At 63.8% G+C, this 22604-nt stretch carries 20 protein-coding genes; 8 read left to right on the forward strand and 12 right to left on the reverse strand.

The genetic code is table 11. The annotated features are described in order from the left end of the window. Positions 1 to 11: 11 nt before the first annotated feature. The 7 genes from J4D99_RS00760 to csgH all read left to right on the forward strand — a co-directional run bounded on the left by J4D99_RS00760 (position 12) and on the right by csgH (position 12989). Positions 12 to 3272, forward strand: coding sequence for an efflux RND transporter permease subunit (locus J4D99_RS00760; RefSeq protein ID WP_208129783.1), 3261 nt, complete (start codon positions 12 to 14; stop codon positions 3270 to 3272). A gap of 30 nt (positions 3273 to 3302) precedes the next feature. Next, a complete protein-coding gene (locus J4D99_RS00765; protein WP_208129784.1) occupies positions 3303 to 4448 on the forward strand; it encodes an efflux RND transporter periplasmic adaptor subunit in 1146 nt (381 codons plus the stop codon). Positions 4449 to 4737: 289 nt separating this feature from the next. Then, complete coding sequence (locus tag J4D99_RS00770; protein WP_208129785.1) at positions 4738 to 6735, forward strand: PAS domain-containing protein; 1998 nt, start codon at positions 4738 to 4740, stop codon at positions 6733 to 6735. Between the two features lie 26 nt (positions 6736 to 6761). After that, the gene (locus J4D99_RS00775; protein ID WP_208129786.1) at positions 6762 to 7199 is read left to right on the forward strand and encodes a response regulator; all 438 of its coding nucleotides are present in this window, start codon (positions 6762 to 6764) and stop codon (positions 7197 to 7199) included. A gap of 214 nt (positions 7200 to 7413) precedes the next feature. Continuing rightward, on the forward strand, positions 7414 to 9255 hold the full coding sequence (locus J4D99_RS00780) for a PAS domain-containing protein (protein WP_208129787.1): 1842 nt from the start codon (positions 7414 to 7416) through the stop codon (positions 9253 to 9255). Between the two features lie 160 nt (positions 9256 to 9415). Next, entirely contained in the window at positions 9416 to 12436 is a 3021-nt protein-coding gene (locus tag J4D99_RS00785) for a PAS domain-containing sensor histidine kinase (protein ID WP_208129788.1), read from the forward strand. A gap of 187 nt (positions 12437 to 12623) precedes the next feature. Further along, the gene (gene csgH, locus J4D99_RS00790) at positions 12624 to 12989 is read left to right on the forward strand and encodes a curli-like amyloid fiber formation chaperone CsgH (RefSeq protein WP_208129789.1); all 366 of its coding nucleotides are present in this window, start codon (positions 12624 to 12626) and stop codon (positions 12987 to 12989) included. Between the two features lie 29 nt (positions 12990 to 13018). Here the strand turns inward: csgH and J4D99_RS00795 are convergent, their stop codons facing one another. From J4D99_RS00795 to J4D99_RS00815, 5 genes are all read right to left on the reverse strand, one after another. Next, positions 13019 to 13729: a Crp/Fnr family transcriptional regulator gene (locus J4D99_RS00795; protein ID WP_208129790.1), complete on the reverse strand. Its 711-nt coding sequence runs from the start codon at positions 13727 to 13729 to the stop codon at positions 13019 to 13021. Between the two features lie 58 nt (positions 13730 to 13787). Further along, complete coding sequence (locus J4D99_RS00800) at positions 13788 to 14039, reverse strand: hypothetical protein (RefSeq protein WP_208129791.1); 252 nt, start codon at positions 14037 to 14039, stop codon at positions 13788 to 13790. A gap of 255 nt (positions 14040 to 14294) precedes the next feature. Continuing rightward, complete coding sequence (locus J4D99_RS00805; RefSeq protein WP_208129792.1) at positions 14295 to 15026, reverse strand: LytR/AlgR family response regulator transcription factor; 732 nt, start codon at positions 15024 to 15026, stop codon at positions 14295 to 14297. 203 nt (positions 15027 to 15229) lie between these two features. Beyond that, positions 15230 to 15394 (reverse strand): hypothetical protein, encoded by a 165-nt coding sequence (locus tag J4D99_RS00810; RefSeq protein WP_208129793.1) that lies wholly within the window; start codon positions 15392 to 15394, stop codon positions 15230 to 15232. 59 nt (positions 15395 to 15453) lie between these two features. Then, entirely contained in the window at positions 15454 to 15813 is a 360-nt protein-coding gene (locus tag J4D99_RS00815) for a hypothetical protein (protein ID WP_208129794.1), read from the reverse strand. A 592-nt stretch (positions 15814 to 16405) separates the two neighbouring features. On the opposite strand from J4D99_RS00815, the gene J4D99_RS00820 reads away from it, so the two are divergent. Beyond that, positions 16406 to 17581 carry a hypothetical protein gene (locus J4D99_RS00820; protein ID WP_208129795.1) on the forward strand — a complete coding sequence of 392 codons (1176 nt, stop codon included), beginning with the start codon at positions 16406 to 16408 and terminating at the stop codon, positions 17579 to 17581. Between the two features lie 60 nt (positions 17582 to 17641). Here the strand turns inward: J4D99_RS00820 and coaE are convergent, their stop codons facing one another. The 7 genes from coaE to nusB form a co-directional block, all read right to left on the reverse strand. Next, positions 17642 to 18244 (reverse strand): dephospho-CoA kinase, encoded by a 603-nt coding sequence (gene coaE / locus J4D99_RS00825; protein WP_208129796.1) that lies wholly within the window; start codon positions 18242 to 18244, stop codon positions 17642 to 17644. 136 nt (positions 18245 to 18380) lie between these two features. Further along, positions 18381 to 18860, reverse strand: coding sequence for a hypothetical protein (locus J4D99_RS00830; RefSeq protein ID WP_208129797.1), 480 nt, complete (start codon positions 18858 to 18860; stop codon positions 18381 to 18383). Position 18861: 1 nt separating this feature from the next. Then, entirely contained in the window at positions 18862 to 19146 is a 285-nt protein-coding gene (gene yajC, locus J4D99_RS00835; protein ID WP_236018446.1) for a preprotein translocase subunit YajC, read from the reverse strand. Between the two features lie 171 nt (positions 19147 to 19317). Further along, a complete protein-coding gene (locus J4D99_RS00840) occupies positions 19318 to 19824 on the reverse strand; it encodes a DUF1573 domain-containing protein (protein ID WP_208129799.1) in 507 nt (168 codons plus the stop codon). Between the two features lie 59 nt (positions 19825 to 19883). Then, positions 19884 to 20888 (reverse strand): isocitrate/isopropylmalate dehydrogenase family protein, encoded by a 1005-nt coding sequence (locus J4D99_RS00845; protein ID WP_208129800.1) that lies wholly within the window; start codon positions 20886 to 20888, stop codon positions 19884 to 19886. Positions 20889 to 20971: 83 nt separating this feature from the next. After that, on the reverse strand, positions 20972 to 21283 hold the full coding sequence (locus tag J4D99_RS00850) for a YtxH domain-containing protein (RefSeq protein ID WP_208129801.1): 312 nt from the start codon (positions 21281 to 21283) through the stop codon (positions 20972 to 20974). Positions 21284 to 21327: 44 nt separating this feature from the next. Further along, on the reverse strand, positions 21328 to 22530 hold the full coding sequence (gene nusB / locus J4D99_RS00855) for a transcription antitermination factor NusB (protein ID WP_208129802.1): 1203 nt from the start codon (positions 22528 to 22530) through the stop codon (positions 21328 to 21330). Positions 22531 to 22604 lie beyond the last annotated feature (74 nt).

Genomic DNA, 22604 nt, shown 5'->3' on the forward strand with positions numbered 1-22604 from the left:
AGCTTAAACATATGCTCAAAGCTGCCCTTGCCAAACCCATTGCCGTTATCGTGGCCCTGCTCGGCGTTCTCGTGTTTGCGGGGCTGGCGCTAGGGCGCATCCCGGTCGATATTTTCCCCCGGCTCAACCTGCCCACCATCTACATCGCGCAGCCCTACGGCGGCATGACGCCGGGCCAGATGGAGGGCTTCATCGCCACGCGCTACCAAAACCAGATGCTCTACGTATCGGGCATTAAGGACGTGGAGGTGAAGAACATCCAGGGCCTGTGCCTGGTGAAGTGCACGTTTTACGAAGACGTGAACATGGCCCAGGCCGCCGGCGAGGTGGCTAGCCAGGTGAGCCGCGTGATGAGCTACCTGCCGCCCGGCTCGGTGCCGCCCACGGTGGTGCGCTTCGATGCCTCGTCGCTGCCGGTGGGCGAGCTGGTATTTAGCTCGGCCAGCGCCTCGCTGGGCCAGATGCAGGACCTGGCCTCAACCAAAATCCGGCCCTTGTTTTCGCAGATTCCGGGGGCGTCGGCGCCGCCGCCCTTTGGCGGCAACGAGCGCACGGTGGTGGTGCGCGTCGACCCTGACAAGATGAAGAGCTACGCCCTCACGCCCGATGAAATCGTGTCGGCCATTGTGAAAAACAACCAGGTATCGCCGGCAGGGGCCGTGGGCATGGGCGACTACATGGTGATGACCCCTAGCAACACGGTGCTCGACAAGGTGCCTGATTTTCTGAACATTCCGCTGCGGCAGGGCGTGGGCCCTACGGTGTTTATCCACGACATCGCCACGGTGGAGGACGGCACCGACATTCCGGTGGGCTACGCCCTCATCAACGGTAAGCGCTCGGTGTATATCCCCGTCACGAAGTCGGCCGATGCCTCCACCATGAGTGTGGTGAGCGCCCTCAAGGCCAAGCTGCCCGAGATGCGCGCCCTGCTGCCCGATAATATCCAGCTCAGCTACGAGTTCGACCAGTCGGTGTACGTGACCCAGGCCGTGCACAGCCTGGCCTTCGAGGGCGGGCTAGGGGCGCTGCTCACGGGCCTGGTGGTGTTGCTGTTTTTGGGCGATTTGCGCTCGTCGCTCATCGTAATTCTCACCATTCCGGCCTCGATTCTGTCGGCCATTCTGCTGCTTCAGCTCTTCGGCCAGACCATTAACCTGATGACGCTTTCGGGTCTGTCGCTGGCCATCGGCATTCTGGTCGACCAGGCCACGGTGGTGATTGAAAACATTCACCAGCACCTCGAAATGGGCAAGCCCAAGGCCCGCGCCATCCTCGATGCCAGCCAGGAAGTATCGTTTCCGCTGCTGCTCATCACGCTTAGCATCCTGGCCGTGTTTGCGCCGGCGTTTTTGATGAATGGCGTGCCGCGCGGCATGTTTATTCCGCTCTCGCTGTCGGTGGGCTTCTCGATTATCGTGTCGTACATCCTCTCGCAAAGCTTTGTGCCAGTGGTGGCCAACTGGTGGCTGAAGGGCCACGCCCACCCTAGCCCGCACGAGCTGAGCCTGCTGCCCGACCTGAGCGAGCCGCGCGACGCAGCCCAAGAAACCTACGAAGGGCACCACCCCGAAAAAGTGAGCGGCTTCGAGCGGGTGAAGCTGCGCTACCTGAGCCTGCTCGACCGGCTGCTGCGCCACCGGGCCCTGGTAGCTAGCGTGTATGGCGTGGTGTGCGCCACCATTATTGGGGTGTGCTTCTACTTTATCGGGCAGGATATGATGCCCAAAATCACCCACTCCAAGCAGTTCCAGGTGCGCATTGTGGCGCCCGAGGGCATGCGCATCGAGCGCACCGAAGACCGCACCAAGCAGATTATCAAGGCTATTCAGGACATCGTGGGGCCGCAAAACGTGGCTATCAGCTCGGCCTTCGTGGGCATGACGCCCAGCTCGTACGGCACGAGCGCGCTCTACGTCTTCAACGCCGGCCCCAACGAGGCCGACTTGCAGGTGAACCTGGCCGAGGACTACAAGGTGCAGAACCTCGACGCGCTAAAGGACAAGATAAGGCAGGCGGTGGCCCGGCAGGTGCCCGACGTACAGCTCAGCTTCGAGCCTATTGAACTGACCGACAAGATTATGAGCCAGGGCGCGCAAACGCCCATCGAGGTACTGGTGGCTGGCAAGAGCCTGGCCGATGGCAAAACCTACGCCGACAAGCTGGTGGCCAAGCTCCGGCAGATTGCCTACCTGCGCGACGTGCGCGTGAATCAGCCCCTGAGCTACCCCACGGTGCAGATTACCGTGGACCGGGGCCGGGCCGCCCAGTTTGGCCTCACACCCGACCAGATTGCCAAGTCGCTGGTGGCCGCCACATCGAGCAGCCGCTTCACGGCCAAGAACTTGTGGCTCGACCAAAGCAAAGGCTTTGCCTACCAGGTGCAGGTGCAGCTGGCTTCGCAGGATATGAAAACCGAGAACGACATGCGCGGCATTCCGCTGGTGCCGGGCCAGGCGCACCCCACGCTGGGCGACGTGGCCACGCTGCGCACGGCCACCGTGCCCGGCGAGTACGACCGCATTGGGCCGCGCCGCATCGTCACGGTGTCGGCCAATATCAACCGCCAGGACCTGGGCACCGCCACCCGTGCCGTGCAGCAGGCCATTAAGGAAGTAGGCGCGCCGCCCAAGGGCTCGGTGGTGCAGGTGCGGGGCCTAGCCAAGCTGCTCGAAGAAACCCTGAGCAGCCTGCAAACCGGCCTGGGGCTAGCCATTGTGGTGATTTTCCTGCTGCTGGCTGCCAATTATCAATCGCTGAAAGTGGCCGGCGTGGTGCTCGTGACGGTGCCGGCGGTGCTGGCCGGCTCGCTACTCTTGCTGCTCGCCACTGGCCAGACCCTGAACCTGCAATCGTACATGGGCATCATCATGTCGGTGGGCGTGTCGGTGGCCAATGCCGTGCTGGTCGTGACCAACGCCGAGAACCTGCGCCTGCGCTACCGCGACGCCACGGCCGCCGCCCGCCTGGCCGGCGCCGCCCGCCTGCGCCCCATCCTGATGACCTCGATTGCCATGATTGCCGGCATGCTACCCATGGCCTCCGGCCTGGGCGAAAGCGGCGAGCAAACTGCCCCGCTAGGCCGCGCCGTGATTGGCGGCCTGCTCGCCTCTACCCTGGCCGCGCTGCTGGTGCTGCCAGTGGTATTCGCGGCCGTGCAGCGCAACACCACCTTCACCTCCGTTTCGCTCGACCCCGACGACCCCGAAAGCGCCGACTACGACCGCGCCCCCACAGCCGAGCGCCCGCAGCCCGAGCCAGTACTTGCCTAACCTCTTCTCCTGCTGACTTTTCTAGTAGCCATGACTCGCCCTTTGCTTTCTTTCCGCCCGGCCCGTTTGCTGACCCTAGCGGCTTTGCTGGCTGCCCCCGCCCTGTTGCTGAGCGGCTGCGGCTCATCGTCGGGCGATGCGGCCGAGCAGGCCAGCGCCAAAGCGGCGGGCGCCGCTAGCCCCGCCGCGCCCGCCGCCTACCCCGCCGTGCAGGTCACGGCCGCGCCACCGGCCCAGGCCCTCACGCTGCCCGGCGAGCTGGAGAGCTTTTACCAAACCGATATTACACCCCGCGTGAGCGCCTACGTGCGCCGGGTGAACGTGGACATCGGCGACCACGTGCGGGCCGGCCAGGTGCTGGCCGAGCTCGACGCCCCCGAGCTCACCGCCGCCCTCAGCGAGGCCCTGAGCAAGCAAAAAGCCGCCGAAGCCACCGCCCAGGGCAGCCGGGGCAGCTACCGCCGCCTGCGCCAGACGTCCCACACCGCCGGCGCCGTGTCGCCGCTGGCCGTAGACCAGGCCCGCACCCTGGCCGCCAGCGACAGCCTGGCCGTGGTGGCCGCCCGCGCTCACTACCGCGCCGCCGCTCAGATGGCCGCCTACCTGCGCCTCACCGCGCCCTTTGCCGGCACCATCACCGAGCGCACGGCCGCGCCCGGCGCCCTGGTGAGCCAGGGCGGCGCGCCGCTGTTCAAGCTCAAGCAGCTGAACCCCTTGCGCTTGCGGGTGGCGGTGCCCGAGGCATACGTGGGCGAAATCCAGAATGGCAACCCGGTGCAGTTCACGGTGCGAGCCTTTCCGGGGCGCACGTTCACGGGCAAGCTCACGCGCACGGCGGGCAGCGTGCAGGCGGCCACCCGCTCCGAGCAGGTCGAGCTGGATATTCCTAATCCGAAAGAAGAGCTGAAGCCGGGCATGTTTGCCTCGGCCAGCCTGCCGGTGCAGGCCCGGGCCAATAGCCTGTTTGTGCCCAAGACAGCGGTGGTGAATACCGCCGAGCGCACCTACCTCATCCGGGTGGCCAATGGCCGCACCGAGCTGGTCGACGTGCAGCTCGGCGACGAAAACGCCGGCCAGGTGCAGGTATTTGGCAAGCTACGGGCCGGCGACGTGGTGCTGAAGTCGGGCAGTGAGGAGCTGGCTGCCGGCCAGCCCGTGCAGGTAGCCATGCGCTAGTCTGCCCTCAGTGCCCCGGTGGGGGCTAGCAAACAGTACCGCCCACGGGCAGGCTGCCAGGCCCCGAGGCCGGCACTATGCGGCCGTAAGTAGTAGAGCCGTAAGCAAGTTAAGGAAGATGCTAATCGCCTGCGTATTCGTACCCGGCGTCGGAAACTGGGCATCGCGCCGGCTAGTGGCCACGTGGGAGTCGGCCGAGCGCGAGCCGCCGGGTACCCGGGGGCTTACTTTTGATTGCCAGGCGCGGCCAACCCTGCGGGTGAGTTGGTGCGACAGCCTTTTTGCCCGAATGACTCCTGACTCCTCTAGTGGCCAGCCGGCCGGGCTGCTGCCCGAAGCCTTTGCCGTGCTGCCCGGTGCCCACCTGGTGCTCACGCCCGAACTGCGCATCGTGGCGGCCACCGATGCCTACCTGGCCAGCGTGCAGGCCACCCGCGCGCAGCTAGTGGGCCAGCCGCTGCCGGCGGTGTGGGGGGCCGAGCCGGGCACGCCCGCCGCCGAGGCCCTGGCTAGCCTGCGCGCCTCCTTACAGCAGGTGGCGGCCACGGGTCAGCCCCAGACCATCACAGTGCCGCAGTACCACCTGGGGGGCGCGCCAGCGGCTGGCGCCGCCCGCTATTGGGAAGCCCGCCACACGCCCATCAGCAATGCACAGGGCGAAACCACCGGCCTCATTCACAGCATACTAGACACTACCGAGCGCGAGCAGCTGCGCCAGCAGCAGCGCCTGCTGCGCCAGATACTGGGGCAGGTGCCGGCCTCGGTAGCTACCTTGAGCGGCCCCGAGCACCGGTTTTCGTTTTTCAATGAGCACTACCTGGCCCTCACCGAGGGTCGCGCCCAGCTAGGGGGTACCGTGGCCGAGCTGCTGCCCGAAGTAGTCGAGCAGGGCTTTATCGGCCTGCTCGACCGGGTGTACACCACCGGCGAACCCTTTTTGGGCAGTGAGCTCTCGATACTGCTGCACCCGGCGGCCAGCCAGCCAGCCCGTCAGCACTACCTCGACTTTGTGTATCAGCCCCTCGTCGATGAGCAAGGCCAGACGCAAGGCATTCTGGCCTTTATCGTGGACGTGACCGATAAGGTGCTGGCCCGCCGCCAGGCCGAAACCCTGCAGGCCGCCATGCTGGCCGCTACCCAACGCCAGAAAGAAGACCGCGAAAATGCGTTTCAGCTCTTCGAGCAGTCGCCGGCCGTCATTTGCCTGCTGCGCGAGCCTGAGCACCGCATCGACTACCTCAACCCGGCCTATCAGGCGCTTTTTCCGGGGCAGCGGCTGCGGGGGCAACGCCTGGCCGATGTGCAGCCCGAGGCCATGGCCTTGCTCACAATGCTCAATGGCATTTACCAGACCGGCACGGCCCGCTTTCAGGCCGAGGTGCCTATCACTATTACGCCGCTAGGGGCGCTGCCGCCCCGCACGCGCTACTTCGACTTTACCTACCAGGCCTACCGCGAGCAGGAGCGCATCGCGGGCATATCTATCTTCGGCCTCGACGTGACCGAGCAGGTGCTGGCCCGCCGCAAAGTGCTGGAGCTGAACCAGGAGCTGCAGGCCCGCAACCAGCAGCTCACGCGCACCAATGCCGACCTCGACACCTTTGTGTACACGGCCAGCCACGACCTGAAGGTGCCCATTGCCAACATCGAGGGCCTGCTCGACGCCCTGAGCCGCGCCCTGCGCAGCCAGCCGGCCCCGGCCCAGGTGCCGCACCTGCTGGGCCTCATGCAGCAGTCGGTGGCGCGCTTTCAGCAAACCATTGGCCACCTGGCCGATATCTCGCGCCTTCAGCAAGAGGGCAGCGTGCCCGGCGAGGCCAGCAGCCTGGCCGACACCCTAGCCAATGTGCAGCTCGACCTGGCCCCGCTGCTGGCCACCACGGGCGCGCAGCTCACCGCCGAGGTGGCCGCGGCCCCTACCCTGCCGCTCTCGCCCAAAAACCTGCGCTCGGTGGTGTACAACCTGCTCAGCAATGCCCTCAAGTACCGCGCCCCCGACCGTGTGCCCCTGGTGCATATTAAGAGCGAGCGCCAGGATAACGCCGTGGTGCTGCGCGTGCACGACAACGGGCTGGGCCTCGACGAGCGCCAGCAGCAGCGGCTGTTTGGGCTGTTTCAGCGCCTGCACACGCACGTCGAGGGCTCGGGCGTGGGCCTCTACATGGTGCGCAAAATCGTGGAGAACGCCGGCGGCACGGTGCAGGTGCAGAGCGAGCCGGCGGTGGGCTCTACCTTCACCGTAACGCTGCCCTGGCCCGGCGAACTTCCGGCCGCCGAACGGCTTTAAGCAGGTAGTATTTATTTCCGTATCCGTTGAAAAAGCTTTCCAGCGTACTGCTCGTCGATGACGACGCCACCACTAACTACCTCAACGAGTCGCTGCTGCGCTCGCTGCACGTCACCGACCAGCTCATTATTGCCCGCGATGGGCTGGAGGCGCTCGCCCTGCTCGAAAACGAGTGCGCGGCGCCCAGCACCTCGTGCCCGGCCCTGATTTTACTCGATGTAAACATGCCCGCCATGAACGGCATGGAGTTTTTGGAAGCCTACCAGCGCCTGCCGCGCCAGCACCAGGAAGGTATTATCATCGTGGTGCTGACGACCAGCATGAACTCGACCGACCTGGCGCGCCTCAATGAGCTGCCCATTGCGGGCATGGCCAGCAAGCCGCTGACCGAAGAAAAAATCAATACTATTCTGCAGCTGCACTTTCAGCGCCAGCTGCCCGCGGCCGATGAGCTACCCGACTAAGGGCGCCGCGGCAACTTCGTAGAAACGCCACTTTTGCCCGGCTCATCCGGCGTCCGCTCGCCGAAGCCCGACGGCTCGAAGCCATTTTTAGCAATTTCCAGATACGTGCCCGGCTGGCCGCGGCAGCCGGGCCATCGCTCGCAAGCTGTATTGCGTAAGAGGGGCTAGCCAGGGCAGTGTACATGCCCGTAGTCTGCCTCCCTGCCCTGTTCCCATGTCTGTTAGCTCTGCTTTATTATCTGTTTTTAATGCGCTGCCAGGGGCTTTTCTGCTGCTCTCGCCCGACCTCGTGGTAGAAGCCGCCAGCGACGCCTATGTGGCAGCCACGCTCACCCCGCGCGCGCAGCTGGTGGGCCGGCCGGTGTTCGAGGTTTTTGGTGATAACCCCGACACGCCCGAGGCCAACAGCGTGCGCAACCTGCAGGCCTCGTTTGCGCAGGTGCTGGCCACGGGCCAGCCGCACGAGCTGCCCCAGCAGCGCTACGACGTGCCCGACCCCGCCGCCCCCGGCCGGTTTGTGGAGCGCCACTGGCTGCCGCGCAACAGCGCGGTGCTAGGGCCCGACGGCCGCGTCGAGCACCTGCTGCACGCCGTCACCGACATTACCGACCAGGTGCGGACCCAGGCGGCGCTGCGCGAAAGCCAGACCCGCGAGCAGGTGGCCCTCAGCGACGTAGAGCGCCAGCGCGGCGAGCTGCAGCGTATTTTTGAGCAGGCACCGGTGGCTATTGCCGTGTACAGGGGGCCCGACAATATTATTGAGCTGGCCAACCCGCTGGTGTGCGAGCTGTGGGGGCGCCGGGCCGAAGACATTATCGGCAAGGGCTTGTTTGAGGCCTTGCCCGAGGTGGCCGGCATGGGCTACGAAGAGCTGCTGGCGGGGGTGCTTGCCACCGGCGTGCCTCACGTGGCCCGCGAAATGCCCGCGCAGCACGACCGCAACGGCCACCGCGAAACTGTGTACTGGAACTTTGTGTACCTGCCCGTGCGCGAGCAGGGCGACCAGATAGTGGGGGTGATGGTGGTGGCCACCGAAGTAACCGAGCAGGTAGTGGCCCGCCAACAGGTGCAAGACCTCAACCAGCAGCTAGCTACCCTCAACCAGGCCCTGCACCTGAGCAACCAGGAGCTACTCGAAAACCAGGAAGAAGTGCTGCTGGTGCAGCAAAAGCTTGAAAGCCACGTGCACGAGCGCACCCAGCAGCTGCAAGCCGCCCTGCAAGAAGCCGAGCAGCAGCGCACCCAGGTGGCGGCGCAGCGGCACCAACTGGGCCAGATACTGGGGCAGGTGCCGGCCGCCATTGCCACCCTCAGCGGGCCCGAGCACCGCTTCAGCTTTTTTAATGATACCTACCAGGCGCTGTCGGGCCACCGCACGCAGCTCGGCCAAACCGTGGCCGAGGTCTTTCCGGAGGTAATAGCGCAGGGATTCATAAGCCTGCTCGACCAGGTGTATACCACTGGCCAACCCTTCCGGGGCCAGGACACGCCGACCCAGCTGCACAACCGCACCACCGGCAAGACCGAGCAGCTGTACATAGACTTTAGCTACCAGCCCCTCGTCGACGAGCAAGGCCAGACGCAAGGCATTCTGGCTTTTATCGTGGATGTAACCGAAAAAGTGCTGGCCCGCCGCCAGGCCGAAACCCTGCAGGCCGCTATGCTGGCCGTGACCCAGCGCCAGGCCAAGGAGCGCGAAACGGTGTACCAGGTCTTTGCGCACACCCCGGCCGCCGTAGCCATTTTGCGCGGCCCCGAGCTCCGCTTCGAGTACGCCAATGCCTCTTACCAAGCCTTTTTTCCGGGCCGCCGCCTGCTAGGGCGCCCCCTACCCGAGGCGCTGCCCGAAGCACTGACCAGCGGCGAAGCCGACCGGCTGGCGCAGGTGTACCGCACGGGCAAAACCTACCTCGGCCAGGATGTAGCTGTGGAGCTCGCCCAGCCCACCGGGCCGCCCCAGGTGCATCGCTTTACCTTCACTTACCAGGCTTACTATGAAAATGGCGCTATAGTGGGCGTTTCCATCTTTGCCAATGAAGTGGCCGAGGCTGGCTAGAAAACATTCTGGGTAGCCCCTAGCCCTTTAGCTGATAGAGCCTTACTTGGCACTAGCGCTTTGTTTAGTTATCGGCTGGCAGGGGTACCTTCGCGTACGCCACGGCTGAGCTGGCAGTCGCATTGCGCGGGCCCACGATTTGGTGCTTTTGATTTTTACTATGCCTGCCTCGGCTCCGCTACCCGCTGATTTTTTTTCTGAGCATGACGTGCTGCCAGCCGTGCTGGACTTGTCGCTGGCGGGCCTAGTAGGCTACACTCCCGTTACCAATGCCGAGGGCATGGTCGTTGACCTGGCCTTTGCGTACCTCAACCCCGCTGCCCAGCGCTTGCTAGGGCTGCCAGCCCGGCCCGCCACCACCTTCGTCCAACACTTTCCGGCTAGCCTGACTAATGGCGACCTGGCCCGGCACCGTGATGCCCTGCTAGCCCCTGATGCGCAGCATTTTGAAGTAGCCTCCGGGGGGGCAGGCCCCCGCCTGCAGGCCGCCGCCCGGCGCACGGGCCAGGGCCTGCTCGTGAGCTATGCCCTGGCCGACACCCCGCCGCCCGCGCCAGCCCACGCCGAGGCCGAGCTGCAAGCGGCCGAGCTGCGCAACGTGCTGCTGCAAGCCCCCGCCATGATTTGCGTGCTTGAGGGCCCCGAGCACCGCTTTCAGTTAGTGAACCCGGCGTACCAGGCACTGGTGAGCAAGCGCCCCCTGCTAGGTCTGCCCATTGCCGAGGCCATGCCCGAGCTGGCCGGCCAGCCCATTTTTGAGCTCCTCGACGACGTCTATCGCACCGGCAACTCCTTTGTGGCCACCGAGATGCTAGTGCAGCTCGACCACCACAACACGCGCCCGGCCGAGCTGGAAAAGCGCTACTATAACTTCACTTACCAGGCCCGCCGCGACTTGCGCGGGCAGGTGGCTGGCATCTTGGTGTTTGCCTACGATGTGACGACGCAGGTGCAGGCCCGCCAGCAGGTAGAAGCCACGGCCCAGCAGCTGGCGCGCCTCAACCAGCAGCTCGATGTGTCGAACGAGGAGCTGGCTACGGCCAACGAAGAGCTACGGGCCGCCAACGAGGAGTTTTTGACCAACAACACCGAGCTGGCCCACGCGCAGCAGGCCCTGCGGGTGCTGAACGAGGAGCTCGAAGTGCGGCTGCGGGCCCGCAGCCACGATGTGCAGGCCGCCCTGCACGAAGCCGAGGAGCAGCGCGAGCAGCTGCGCCAGCAGCAGCGCCTGCTGCGCCAGATACTCGGCCAGGTGCCGGCCGCCATTGCCACCCTCGTGGGCCCCGACCACCGGTATTCATTTTTTAATGACAACTACCTGGCCCTGGCCGGAGGCCGGGCGCAGCTAGGGCAAAAAATAGCCGACCGCTTGCCCGAAATCGAGGCGCAGGGCTTTTTGGCGCTGCTCGACGAGGTGCAGGCCAGCGGGCAAGCCTACGTGGGCAACGAGGCGGCAGTGCAGCTGCGCGATGTGGCCACCGGCCAGCTGGTGCAGCGCTACCTCGACTTTGTGTATCAGCCCATTCTCGATGGCCAGGGCCAGGTGCAGGGCATCATCGCCTTTCTGATTGATGCGACCGAAAAGGTGCGGGCGCGCCAGCAGGCCACCGCGTGGCAGGCCGAGGCGCTGGCCGCCGCCCAGCGCCAGGCCCAGGCGCGCGAAGACCTGTACCAGATATTTGAACAAACGCCGGCCGCCGTGGGACTACTACGCGGGCCCGAGCACCGCATGGAGTACCTCAACCCTTCGTTTCAGGCGCTGTTTCCGGGCCGGGAGCTGCTGGGGCGCACCACTGCCGAGGCCCTGCCCGAGGCGGTGGCCCAGGGCTTTGTGGCCCTGCTCGACGGGGTGTACCAGACGGGGGAAACCTTCTTTGGCCGGGAGCTGCCACTGGCCATTACCCCGCCCGACGGCCAACCGGCCCAGACCACATATTTCAACTTTACCTACCAGCCCTACCGCGAAAACGGCGCTATCGTGGGCATCTCGGTCTTTACCTACGATGTGACGGCGCAGGTGCTGGCCCGCCGCGAGGCCGACCAGCAGCGCGGGCTGCTGCACACGCTCTTTATGGATGCGCCGGCGCCCATTGCCATTCTCGACGGGCCTAGCCATGTATACCAGCTCGTAAACCCGGCCTACCAGCAGATATTTCCGGGCCGGGCGCTGGCTGGGCGGGCCGTAGCGGAGGCCCTGCCCGAGCTGGCCGACACGGCCGTGCCCGGCCTGCTAGCCCGCGTGTATGGCACCGGCGAGCCCTTTGTGGCCCAGGAGCTGCCCTTGCAGCTGGCCCGCCATGAGGGCGCTGCGCTGCAGGAGCTGTTTTTTAATTTTACCTACCAGCCCCGCTACAACGCACTGGGCCAGATAGATGGCATCCTGGTGTTTGCCTACGAGGTAACCGACCAGGTGCGCGCCCGCCGGGTGGTAGAAGAAAACCGCCAGCAAGCCCAGGCCCTGGCCGATGAGCTGGCAGCTACCAACCTACGCCTGCGCCGCACCAATGCCGACCTCGACACCTTCGTGTACACGGCCTCGCACGACCTGAAATCGCCCATTACCAACCTCGAAGGGCTTTTTACGGCCCTGCGCCAGCAGCTGCCGCCCGAGGCGCTGCAGGCCCCGCTGGTGCCGCGCCTGCTCTCGATGATGGACGACGCGGTGGGGCGCTTTCGCGAAACGCTGGCCCACCTCACCGATGTGTCGAAGCTGCAGCAGGCCGACGGTACCCCCGCCGAGGCCGTAGACCTGGCCGCGCTGGTGCGCGCCGTGCGCCTCGACCTGGCCATTGACCTGGCCGCCGCCGGCGCTAGCCTCACCGTGGAGGTAACCAGCTGCCCCACGGTGCACTTCAGCGCCAAAAACCTGCGCTCGGTGGTGTACAACCTGCTCAGCAACGCCATCAAGTATCGTGCCCCCGACCGGCTGCCCCAGGTGGCGCTGCGCTGCCGCCGCGCCGAGGGCCAGGTGCTACTCGAAGTGCAAGACAATGGCCTGGGCCTCGATGCCACCCAGCAAAGCAAGCTCTTCGGCATGTTCCGGCGCCTGCACTCGCACGTCGAAGGCTCGGGCGTGGGCCTCTACATGGTGAAGCGCATGGTCGAAAATGCCGGGGGCACCATCACGGTGCAGAGCCAGCCCGGTGTGGGCTCGACGTTCACGGTAGCACTACCGGGCTAGCGGCCGGGGCCTCGCTAAAAATGATAAAGCTCATGTTGACGCATGACCGGGCGCATTTTATCGCCCTGGGGTACGTCCGAGCTTTCGGGCGTATTCTGGGGGCCTAGCCGAGCGGTGGCGCCGGCCCTTGGGGTACCAGGCGGGCTTTGCTGGCCCAGCTTGTCGCACGCTATCTGCCTTCTAAGCTATGAAATACCGTTTTTTAGCCGCGCTGGGGCTGTTGCCCCTACTAGCCCTGCACCCGGCCGGCACGCCCCCCTGCCGGGTGCAACTGTTGCTCAGCCAGCAGGGGCAGCTGCTGCGCGTCACGGGTACTTGCCGCAGCCAGCTCGACCAGGCCGCCCACTACCGCTACGAGCTGCGGGCCCTGCGCCAGGGGCCGGGCCGGCCCGCCCACACCTCGCAGCGCGGCAGCTTTGAGCTGCCCGCCCAGCAGCAGGTAGCGCTGGCCCAGCTAGGCCTGCACATAGGCACGCTACGCCACTACCGCCTACGGCTACTGGTATTCGACGCCACCGGCCGGGCCATTGCCCAGGACTCGGCCACGCACTAAGTGCCGGCCCGCCTCGCCGGGGCCGCCACTTAGTCAAACAGCGCAGCTATCTGGCCTAGCTGGCGGGGCGCCAGGATGGTAATGGCGCTGCCGCGGGTGGCCAGCAGGCCCTCGTGCCGGAACTCGGACAGCATGCGGGTAGTGGTTTCCTTGGTAGTGCCCATGAGGGCACCCAGGTCTTCACGGCTGATGGCGATGGTGAAGGGCTGGCCCGCCGCTTCGGCCGGGTGGTAGGTACGCAGCAGCAGGAGCAAGGCCTCGGCCAGGCGCTCGCGCACAGGCTTGTAGGCCAGGTGCAGCATGCGCTCGGCCACATCGCCCAGGTTGGCAGCCAGCAGCTGCAGCAGCGCGCCGCTAAAGTGCGCGTTGGCCTCAATTTGGTGGGCAATAACGGACTTACTAATCAGACATACAATGCAGTCGGTCAAGGCAATGGCCGAGGTGGCGTGCACGCTGCCGGCCACCAGGGCGCGGTAGCCCAGCACATCGCCGGGCCGCACCAGGCGAATAATCTGCTCCTTGCCGTCGCCCCCCGATTTGGTAATCTTCACCCGCCCCTCGTGCACGCAGTAGAGCCCCGCGGGCCGGGTGCCTTCACTAAAAATAGGTTGGCCGGCGCGGTAGTGTTGGCTGTATTTGTCTTGGGCAATGGCGTCAATATCGGCGGCGGGGCAGCAGCTTAGCAGGTTGTGCTGGCGGCTAGGGCAGTCGTGGCAGTCGGGGGTAGCTTGTCGGAGCATAGCAGGGTGGTGAAGATGAGCGGCGTAGGTAGAATGTGCAGGCCCGGAAACCAAGTGCCTAGTTGGCCCGGCGGCCCGGCGGGTGGTAAAGCGCCCGAAACGCTTCGGCGCGGCTGATTTTGCCATTGAGGTAGCGCTGCAGGCGCTTGCGGCTGCTAGCCGGCAGCGGCGACCCGCACACGGCCTGGCAAAGCAGGGCATTTTCAACCTCGCGCAAGCGCGCCGCATACGCGCGCTCTTCGGCCGCCGACTGAAAGGAGCGCGGGGCAAAATCAAACTGCAGCGCCGCGCTGAGATACGGTAAAGTCATGTTTTCAAGAAGCTGAAGAGCGAGTATCTGCAGCTGCCTGGCCCAGGCTGGTCCCTTCCCAGCGCCTGCCCCCAATAAGCCGGGCAAGCGCCTCACCGGCTGGCACTTTGATTGCCGGCCGGCTCAAAGCAGCTGCTTCTTAAAGGTAGCTTTACTACCCGACGGGGCCAGCCCCGATAAGCGAACGGGCTTCCTTGCTATCCAGAAGCTCGTGCATCTTGTGTTAAGCGCCTGGGTACTGCCGGGGCCGGGGGCCTACAGGCTGCGCAACGAGTGCAGCAGTTCGTCTTGGTAAGACTTGGCCAGGGGCACCTCATGGCCCGCCAGCGTGAGCACGTTGTCCTCGATGCAGTCGATGAGCCTGGTATTGACGATGTAAGAGCGGTGCACTCGCCGAAAGTAGGCGAAGGGCAGCCGCTCGGCGATGCGCTTGAGGGTATAGTGCACGATGAACTTTTGCCGAGCCGTCACCAGCACCGAGTAGGTCGACATGGCCTCGATATAAAGCACTTCCTTAAAATCGAGCCGCACCAACCGGTTGTTTACCTTCACAAACAAGTCGTGGCTACCAGGCTCGGCTTCGGCCTCGGGCAGCGTGTGGGGCACCAGCTCGGGGCTAGCCACCGGCCGCAGCTGCCGAATGGCCTCTTGCAAGCGCGGGTACTCAACGGGTTTGAGCAGGTAGTCGGCCACGTGCAGGTCAAACGCATCGAGGGCATAATCGCGGTGGCTGCTGACGATGATAACGGCCGGGTGCGGCTGGCCTAGCTGCCGCATGATGTCGAGCCCCGATAGCCCGGGCATTTCTACATCGAGCAGCAGCACGTCTATCCCGGTGTGGGTTTGTAAAAAGCGTAGCGCCTCGTGGGCATCGGTAAACGAGGACACCAGGCGCAACTCTTTGGTGAGCCTAACTAAATGCTCCAGAAGGTAGAGGTCTATCTCGTTATTATCGATAATGACGCAGGTAGCAGCGGCAGTAGACATAGGCCCAAACGCTTAGTTGCCCGTAAGATACCTACTTTCCAGTCATGAAAATCAAGTGAATGCCTCTCACCCCTGCCCACGAGCCACGCAGGCCCTAGCAGCAATCACTCTATCAAGCAAATTATTGCGAATCAGCAGCTTTCTATCAAGCTACCTAGAAGCAGGTATTTTTTGCTAACCCCGCCACCAGGCAGCCGGCAGGCTTAGCGTGGTGTAGTGGCAACCGGCGCCGCGGCCGTGCCCAAGTGGCTGCGGCTGAGCAGGTACTGATGCCGCCACAGCACCCAGGCCAGCCCAATGGCCGCGGTCACGATAAGCAGCGTGTACACAATACGGTCTTGGCGAATAAGGATTTCGGTGCGTTTCATGAGCGGGCGCGTAATCGAACCACACTCTTAACGCAAGGCCCGGCAGGCAGGTTGCCGGGCTAGCTCACCCCGAGGCTGTGCTGCAAGTTTAGCAGTACAGCCTCTATCTGGTCGGCCAGGGTATTGATGCGGTCGAGGCCGGCACGGGCCTCCTCAATCTGGCCGCGCTGGTAGCGGGCCACGAGTTCCTGGCCCGTGCGCAGCTGCTGCTGCAGCAGACGCTCGGCCTCGTGTACCTCGGGCCGGGTGCCATGGCTAGGCTTGAGCACCGTTTGCAGCCACTGGCCCAGCGGGCTTTCGGCGGGCGAAAACAGGCTGGGCTCGGCCTCGCGCACCCCGTAAAGCACCGAGCGCAGCCGCGACTTAAACAACACCTGCTTGACGCGGGCCTGCTGAAAGTCGAAGGAAGAAAGTGCCATAAGGGGAATAAAAGCGAGAAGTTGGGCAGTGAACACCGATTCGCCAGCCGATTGCTAGGGTATGCCCGGGCCGCCCAGGCACCGGGCACGCAGCTCAGTAAGCGCGCCACGGGCATGCAATGGGTCAGTCACTTCCGCCACCCAAACCACGATATATGCCGGTTGGTTCTGTTGCTGCCCCGGCAGCAGGGCGTAGTTTACGTAAACTGCGGGCAATTAGCTTCTACGCTCGCCGCCCAGACAGGCGCTAGTAACTTGCGCGCCTATGGCTGATTCTTTGGGGGGACCTTGCTAGCTGCCCCTGGCGTTGCGCGGGTGCCCCTGCCACCCGCAGCCAACAGCACTAGCTATAGTTAGAGTTTGAGAAGACTTTCACTGACCACTGTCTGGCTGGCAGGGTACCTAATCAGTTAATAAAGCGGCACCACTAGGCTTACAACGACCGCCCAAGGGGCGAGACAACTGCCTAGCGGCCGGGAAAGCCTCAACGCTCCGTTCATTTTCCGCTATGCCTTCCTGGCCATCCACGGTGCCCTGCTGCTATCGGCTACCCACCGTTTTACCCTAGCGTGCCGGGGCTACCTTTGCCGCTATGCCACTTCTCGAAGTTCTTTCCAAGGCCCAGCAGCGGCAGTTTTGCGCTCTACCTCACCGCTTGCATCGCCACGAGCCGGCCTACATCGGCCCGCTCGACAATGAGGTCGAGGCTGTGTTTGACCCGGCCAAAAACAAGCTCTTCGCCGCCGGCGGCCAGGCCCAGCGCTGGCTGCTCACCGATGCGCAGGGCGCGGTTATCGGGCGCATCGCGGCGTTTGTGAATGTGCTTACGGCTACTGTCGCCGATGCCACGCTGCCCACGGGCGGGCTAGGCTTCTTTGAGTGCATTAATGACCAGGCAGCCGCCAACCAGCTCTTTGACGTGGCCTGCGACTGGCTGCGGGAGCGCGGCATGCTGGCTGTGGATGGCCCCATCAACTTCGGCGACCGCGACCGGTTCTGGGGCGTGCTCATCGATGGCTTCGACCGCGAGCCCAACTACGGTATGTTCTGGCATCCAGCTTATTATCAGGGCTTGTTTGAGAATTACGGCTTTCAGCTCTACTTCAAGCAGTACACCTGCCACCGGCCAGTAGCGATGCCGCTGCACCCCAGCTTTCACCAAAAGCTGGCCACCTTCGAGGCCGACAGCCACTACCGCTTTGCCTACGCCCGCAAGGCCGAGCCGGGGAAGATGGCCCAGGATTTTCACCACGTGTATAACCTGGCCTGGGGCCGCCATGCAGGCGTAAAGCCCATGACCCTGGACCAGGCGCGCCACCTCGTGCGCGAGATGAAGCCCGTTATCGACGAGCGCTTGCTCGCCTTCGCCTACCACGACGACGAGCCGGTGGCTTTCTTCCTGAACCTGCCCGAGCTGAATCAGATTTTCAAGCACATCGGCCACCGCCTCGACCTGCTGGGCAAGCTGCGCTTTGTGTGGCAGCAGTGGCGCTATATGCGGCGCCCCGATAAGAAAGTGCTCGGCATCATCTACGGGGTGATTCCAGAGTTTCAGGGCAAGGGCGTAGACCTGGCGCTGATTACCTGGACGCAAGACCGCTTTTTAATGGCGGGCTACGAAAACATCGAGATGAACTGGATTGGCGACTTCAACCCCCGCATGCTCGTGACCACGCGCAGCATCGGCGCCAAAATCATCAAAACCCACGCCACCTACCGCAAGCTGTTCGTAGACCGGCCCTTCGAGCGCTATCCTATTATCCGCTGAGCAGCGTTAATAACTTGAAACAGAACGTCCTGCTAGGTGCACCTAGCAGGACGTTCTGTTTCAAGTGCTCCGTTTGCGAAACGTGGCATCCAGCGCCAGCACCTGGGGCAGCACCAGCTGCGAGTCGTCGTTATAGACTACGTAGTCGGCCCTAGCCAGCTTTTCGTCCTCGCTCAGCTGCTTGTCCATAATGGCTTGTACCTCGGCGGCCGAGCGGTGGCCGTCGCGCCGCAGCACGCGGGCAGCGCGCACCTCGGCCGGCGCAAATACCGTGATGATGCCATCGAGCCCACGATAAGAGCCTGATTCGTAGAGCAACGCAGCTTCCTTCAGTACATACGGCTGGCCAGCGGCCGCCAGCGCAGCTGCCCAGGTAGCAAAGTCCTCGCCCACGCGCGGGTGTACCAGCGCGTTGAGCCGGGCTAGCTGCGCGGCATCGTTAAAAGCGACCCTAGCCAGATAAGGCCGGTTGAGCTGGCCCGCCGCATCGTAGGCCTCAGTGCCAAAAGCCTCCTGCAGCTGCGCACGCAGCACCAGGTCGCTGGCCATCACGTATTTGGCCCGGCTGTCGGAATCATATACCGGCACCCCTAGCGCGGCAAAAACCCGCGCCACCACGCTCTTGCCTGAGCCAATACCACCGGTGATGCCAATGCGAAGCATAGCTTTTTACTTAAGTACTTAATCGGTTGTCCTTGCGCGCCTGCGAAGCAGTCTTTCCTAGATGTCTGGCTTCGTTGGATTTCTACCCAAGCTATTCGAAAAGATTGCTTCGCAAGCTCGCAAGGACGGCCGATTTTCAATCTAAATTTCTACTTGCCAGCGAGTCGCTGCCCGGCACCAGGTAGTACGTGGCCGAGTCGGCAGGCAGGCGCACCAGGCGCACAGTACCCAGGGCCCGGCGCAACGGGGGGCGCAGCGGCGAGCGCAGGGGCGGCGTGCCCGGCAGGCGCAGGCGCACCTCGGCGGGCTCGCGGTGCAGGCCCACGGCCCGGCTTAGCAGGCGCCAGCCATTGCCGCGCACCTCTACCGCCACGCTAGGAGGCAGCAGGCGCGCGGGGTGGTAGCGCTGGGCATTGTAGCGCCAGCGCACCGGATAATTGAGCGAGGCGGTGTAGCTATTGCTGAGCGAGCGCAGCATCCACAACGTGCTGGCAATCAAGAAGCAGGCTATCACGGCGCGGTAAAAGCTCGGCTCGCGGCCTACCAGCGGGCGCAGCAGGCGGCGCAGCACCTGGCTAGCCCGGCCGCTGGCAGCGGGGGGCGGCGCGGGCCTCATACTAGCTGGCAGCAGGCGCAGGGCTGTCGGGCGCGGCCGAGGTGCCGGCCACGCGGGCAATGGCCGTGCGGTCGAAGCGCAGGCGCTGGCCGCGCTCTACTTCGAGCAGCACCGTTTCGGGGCCTACCTCCACCAGCAGGCCGTGCAGGCCGCCGATGGTGACCACGCGCGTACCCTTCACCAGCGACTCGCGGAAGGCCTTGGCCTCGGTGGTTTTGCGCTGCTGGGGCCGAATCATGAAGAAGTACAGCACCAGGCCAATGGCCACCGGGAAGATTAGCTGCATGAGGCCACCGCCAGTTGCAGCAGCCTGAAGCAGAAGAGTAAGAAAAGTCATGAGATAAGTCTGGTAAAGCGTAGAAAACGCCGGGTTGGCAAAGGCCAAAAATAAGGGGCCGCAAGGTAGCCTGGCCAGCGCATTTTAGGCGGCGAGGGCCCTAGCGGGCGCCATAGCCGCTTACTGCGGCGTGAGCACGTTGCCTTTAATGTAGATGGTCGTAATGCTGGGCTGCGTATTGGCCCGCACGTTCACTTGCTTGCTGATGAGGCCCTGCTTGCCGTGGCTGTCGAACTGCACGAGCATTTCGCCGGTGGCGCCGGGCGCTACGGCTTCCTTGGTCCAGCTAGGGGTGGTGCAGCCGCAGCTGGCGGTGGCATCGGCAATGAGCAGCGGCGTTTTGCCGGTGTTCGTGAACTTGAAGGTGTGCTGCACCTTGCTATTGGGCTGAATATCACCGAAATCAAATTGCTTCTCGGCGAAAGTCAGCACGGGCGCGTTGGGGTTGGGCGCCTCGGTATCGCTGGCCACGTTGGGGTTGTCGATGGTGGGGTTGGCCTTGGCATCGGCGGCCGCCTCGTCGGCGGCGGCATTCATGCCCTGGGTGCCGGCTTCGGTTTTGTCGCGGTTGCAGCCGCCCAGCAGCAGGGCAGCCACGGCAAAGGAGTAGAGGGTAGAACGCAGCATATACAAAGCACCCGGCACCGCCGCTAGGGCCGCGCCGGGTGGTTTAAATTGAAAATCGGTTACTTCAGCTTGTCGATGATGTGCTGGGCAAACTCGGTGGTCGAGGCCCGGCCGCCCAGGTCGCCGGTGCACTGCTCTTTCACCAGCAGCGTCTCGTTCAATGCGTTTTCGATGCGCGTGGCGTACTCTTTTTCGCCGAGGTGCTCGAGCATCATCAGCGCCGAGCGCAGCAGGGCAGTGGGGTTGGCTTTGCCCTGGCCGGCAATGTCGGGGGCCGAGCCGTGCACGGCTTCGAAGATGGCCATGTCGTCGCCAATATTGGCGCCGCTTACCACCCCTAGCCCGCCCACGAGGCCGGCGCAGAGGTCGGAGAGGATGTCGCCAAACAGGTTGGTGGTCACAATCACGTCGAACTGCTGGGGCTTATTCACCAGCTGCATGCACATGTTGTCGATGATGCGGTCGTCGTAAAAGGTCACCTCCGGAAACTCGGCGGCGGCTTCGCGGGCGGCATCCAGCATGAGCTTGCCGGCATTCTTGAGGATATTGCCCTTGTGGGCCATCGTTACGTGCTTGCGGCCGTGCTTGGCGGCGTAGGCGAAGGCAGCACGGCAGATTTTGCGGCAGCCCTGCACCGTAACGCGGCTAATGGAATCGGCAATGCCCAGGCGGTCGTCATATACCTCCAGGCCGGCGTAGAGGCCCTCAGTATTCTCGCGAAACAGCACCAGGTCGATGCCCGTGAAGGGCGTATTGATGCCGGGCGTGGTCTTGGCCGGGCGCACGTTCTGGTACAGGTCGTACTTCTGGCGCAACGTAATGTTTACACTGCGAAACCCTTTTCCTACGGGCGTGGTCACGGGGCCTTTGAGGCCCACGCGGGTGCGTTCCAGCGAGTCGAACAGCGTTTGGGGCAGCAGGGAGCCGCTTTCGGCCAGGGCCGTTTCGCCGGCATTGTGGGTTTCCCACTGCACAGGCACCTGGGCAGCGGTAAAGATGTCGACAACGGCACGCGTAATTTCCGGACCGATACCATCGCCGGGAATAAGGGTTACGAGATGCATAAAAAAGGTGGTAACAGAAAAATAGGGAGTGGCGGAAAGCAGACGGGTGCGGTGGGGCTAGCCCCACCGCACCCGTCTGCTTTTTAGTTGATGGCGCGCCGCGAGTTGATTTGGCTGATGAGCTGGTCAACGTCGCCGAGCAGCTGCTCGGCCTTGCTTTTGGCGTCCTGAATTACGCGCTGGCCCTCGCTCTTGGCCGACGACGGGGTGTTGTCGCGGCTCGTGACGAGGCTCTCGGTGAGGTCGGCCAGCACCGAGCGGTACTTCTCGAGCTGGTAGCTGAGCCAGGAGCGGGTTTCGCGGCCGGTTTCGGGCGCGTAGAGCAGGCCGATAGCGGCCCCTACCAGGGCGCCGCCCGTGAAGCACAAGATACCGGTGGTGGTTTTGCTAGCCATTGGAGAGGAAGGGTAGTGAGAGAAAAAGAATTAGAAGAAAAAGGCTATTGGTTGTCGAGCAGGCCGCGGCCCGACTTGCGGATTTCGCCGCTTGCGGCCAGGTCCTGGGCCAGCTTATCCAAAATGCCGTTTACGAATTGTTTGCTCTTTGGGGTGCTGTATAATTTGCTGATTTCGATGTACTCGTTGATGGTCACCTTCACGGGGATGCCGCGGAAGAGCTGCATCTCGCACAGCGCCATCTTCAGAATGATTTTATCCAGCAAAGCTACCCGCTCCACGTCCCAGTTCTGGGTCGATTCGGCGATGAGCTTTTCCGACTTGGCATCATCGGCTAGGGTCTGCTTGTAGAGCGTTTCGGCGAAGTCGCGGTCGTCCTGCCAGTTGGCGCTCAGGTTCATGAGCTCCTGTTTTTCGTCAGCCGCGTAGGGCAGCATTTTCAGGGTTTTGAGCACCAGGTTGCGCACGATGGGCCGGTTCTCTTCCCAGTTCAGGTCGTTGCTTTCGAGCCAGCGCGGCAGCGCTTCACCCTTGAATACGAAGTCTTTGTAGAGGTGGCGCACCAGCTCCATATCGGTTTCGTAGTCGGTTTCGGCTAGGCCCGTATTTTTGCCTGCTAGGTAGGCCTGCACGGCTTCGTCGGGCTTCATTTCCTTTTGCCAGGCGTCGCGCAGGGCTTCTAGCTCCTCGCTATCCGTCCATTGCAGCTTGCGCTTGATGGTGGTTTGCAGCAGCTGCTCGTTTTCCTTGAGCTTGGCAAAAGCGGCGTTTTCAAACAGCCTAGCGGTGCCTTGCGGGTCGAAGCGGGGGCCAGTGAAGCGGCGGGCTTCGCGCTCGTTATCCTCCGTAATAATCTGGAGCAGCGCCTGCGGCATATTGAGCAGGTGCAGGTACTGGTCGTGAATGCTCTCGGCGCCGTGCAGCAATTGCCCGCCGTAAAAAGCGCCTTCCTTGTTCACCAGGCGCTCGTAATACTCGATGGCACCCTTCACGGCGGCGGCCACTTCCTTGTCGTCGGAGCCCGACTCGGGCAGCTCGCCGGTGCGGTGCCAGTCGCGCAGCTGCGCTTCGCCCAGCTTGCGCTGGCCTTCGAGCAGGCGGCGGTCGGGGGCCACATCGGCGGTAAGGTCGGGCTCAAAAGCCGCCGCAATGCGGTCCTGGGCCAGCAGCAAGTCGGCGGCTACCGCTTGCTGATAGGCGTAGAGGGCCTGCATGACTTTGATGCGGAGAAGACGGCGGTTTAGCATGTTTTTGGGCTGTTAGCTTTTAGCTGTTGGCTATTAGCTTTTTCCGTTGGGTTGCTTTCGTTAAAAAACTAACA

The sequence above is a fragment of the Hymenobacter sp. BT559 genome (assembly GCF_017571525.1).
GTDB lineage: Bacteria > Bacteroidota > Bacteroidia > Cytophagales > Hymenobacteraceae > Hymenobacter > Hymenobacter ginsengisoli.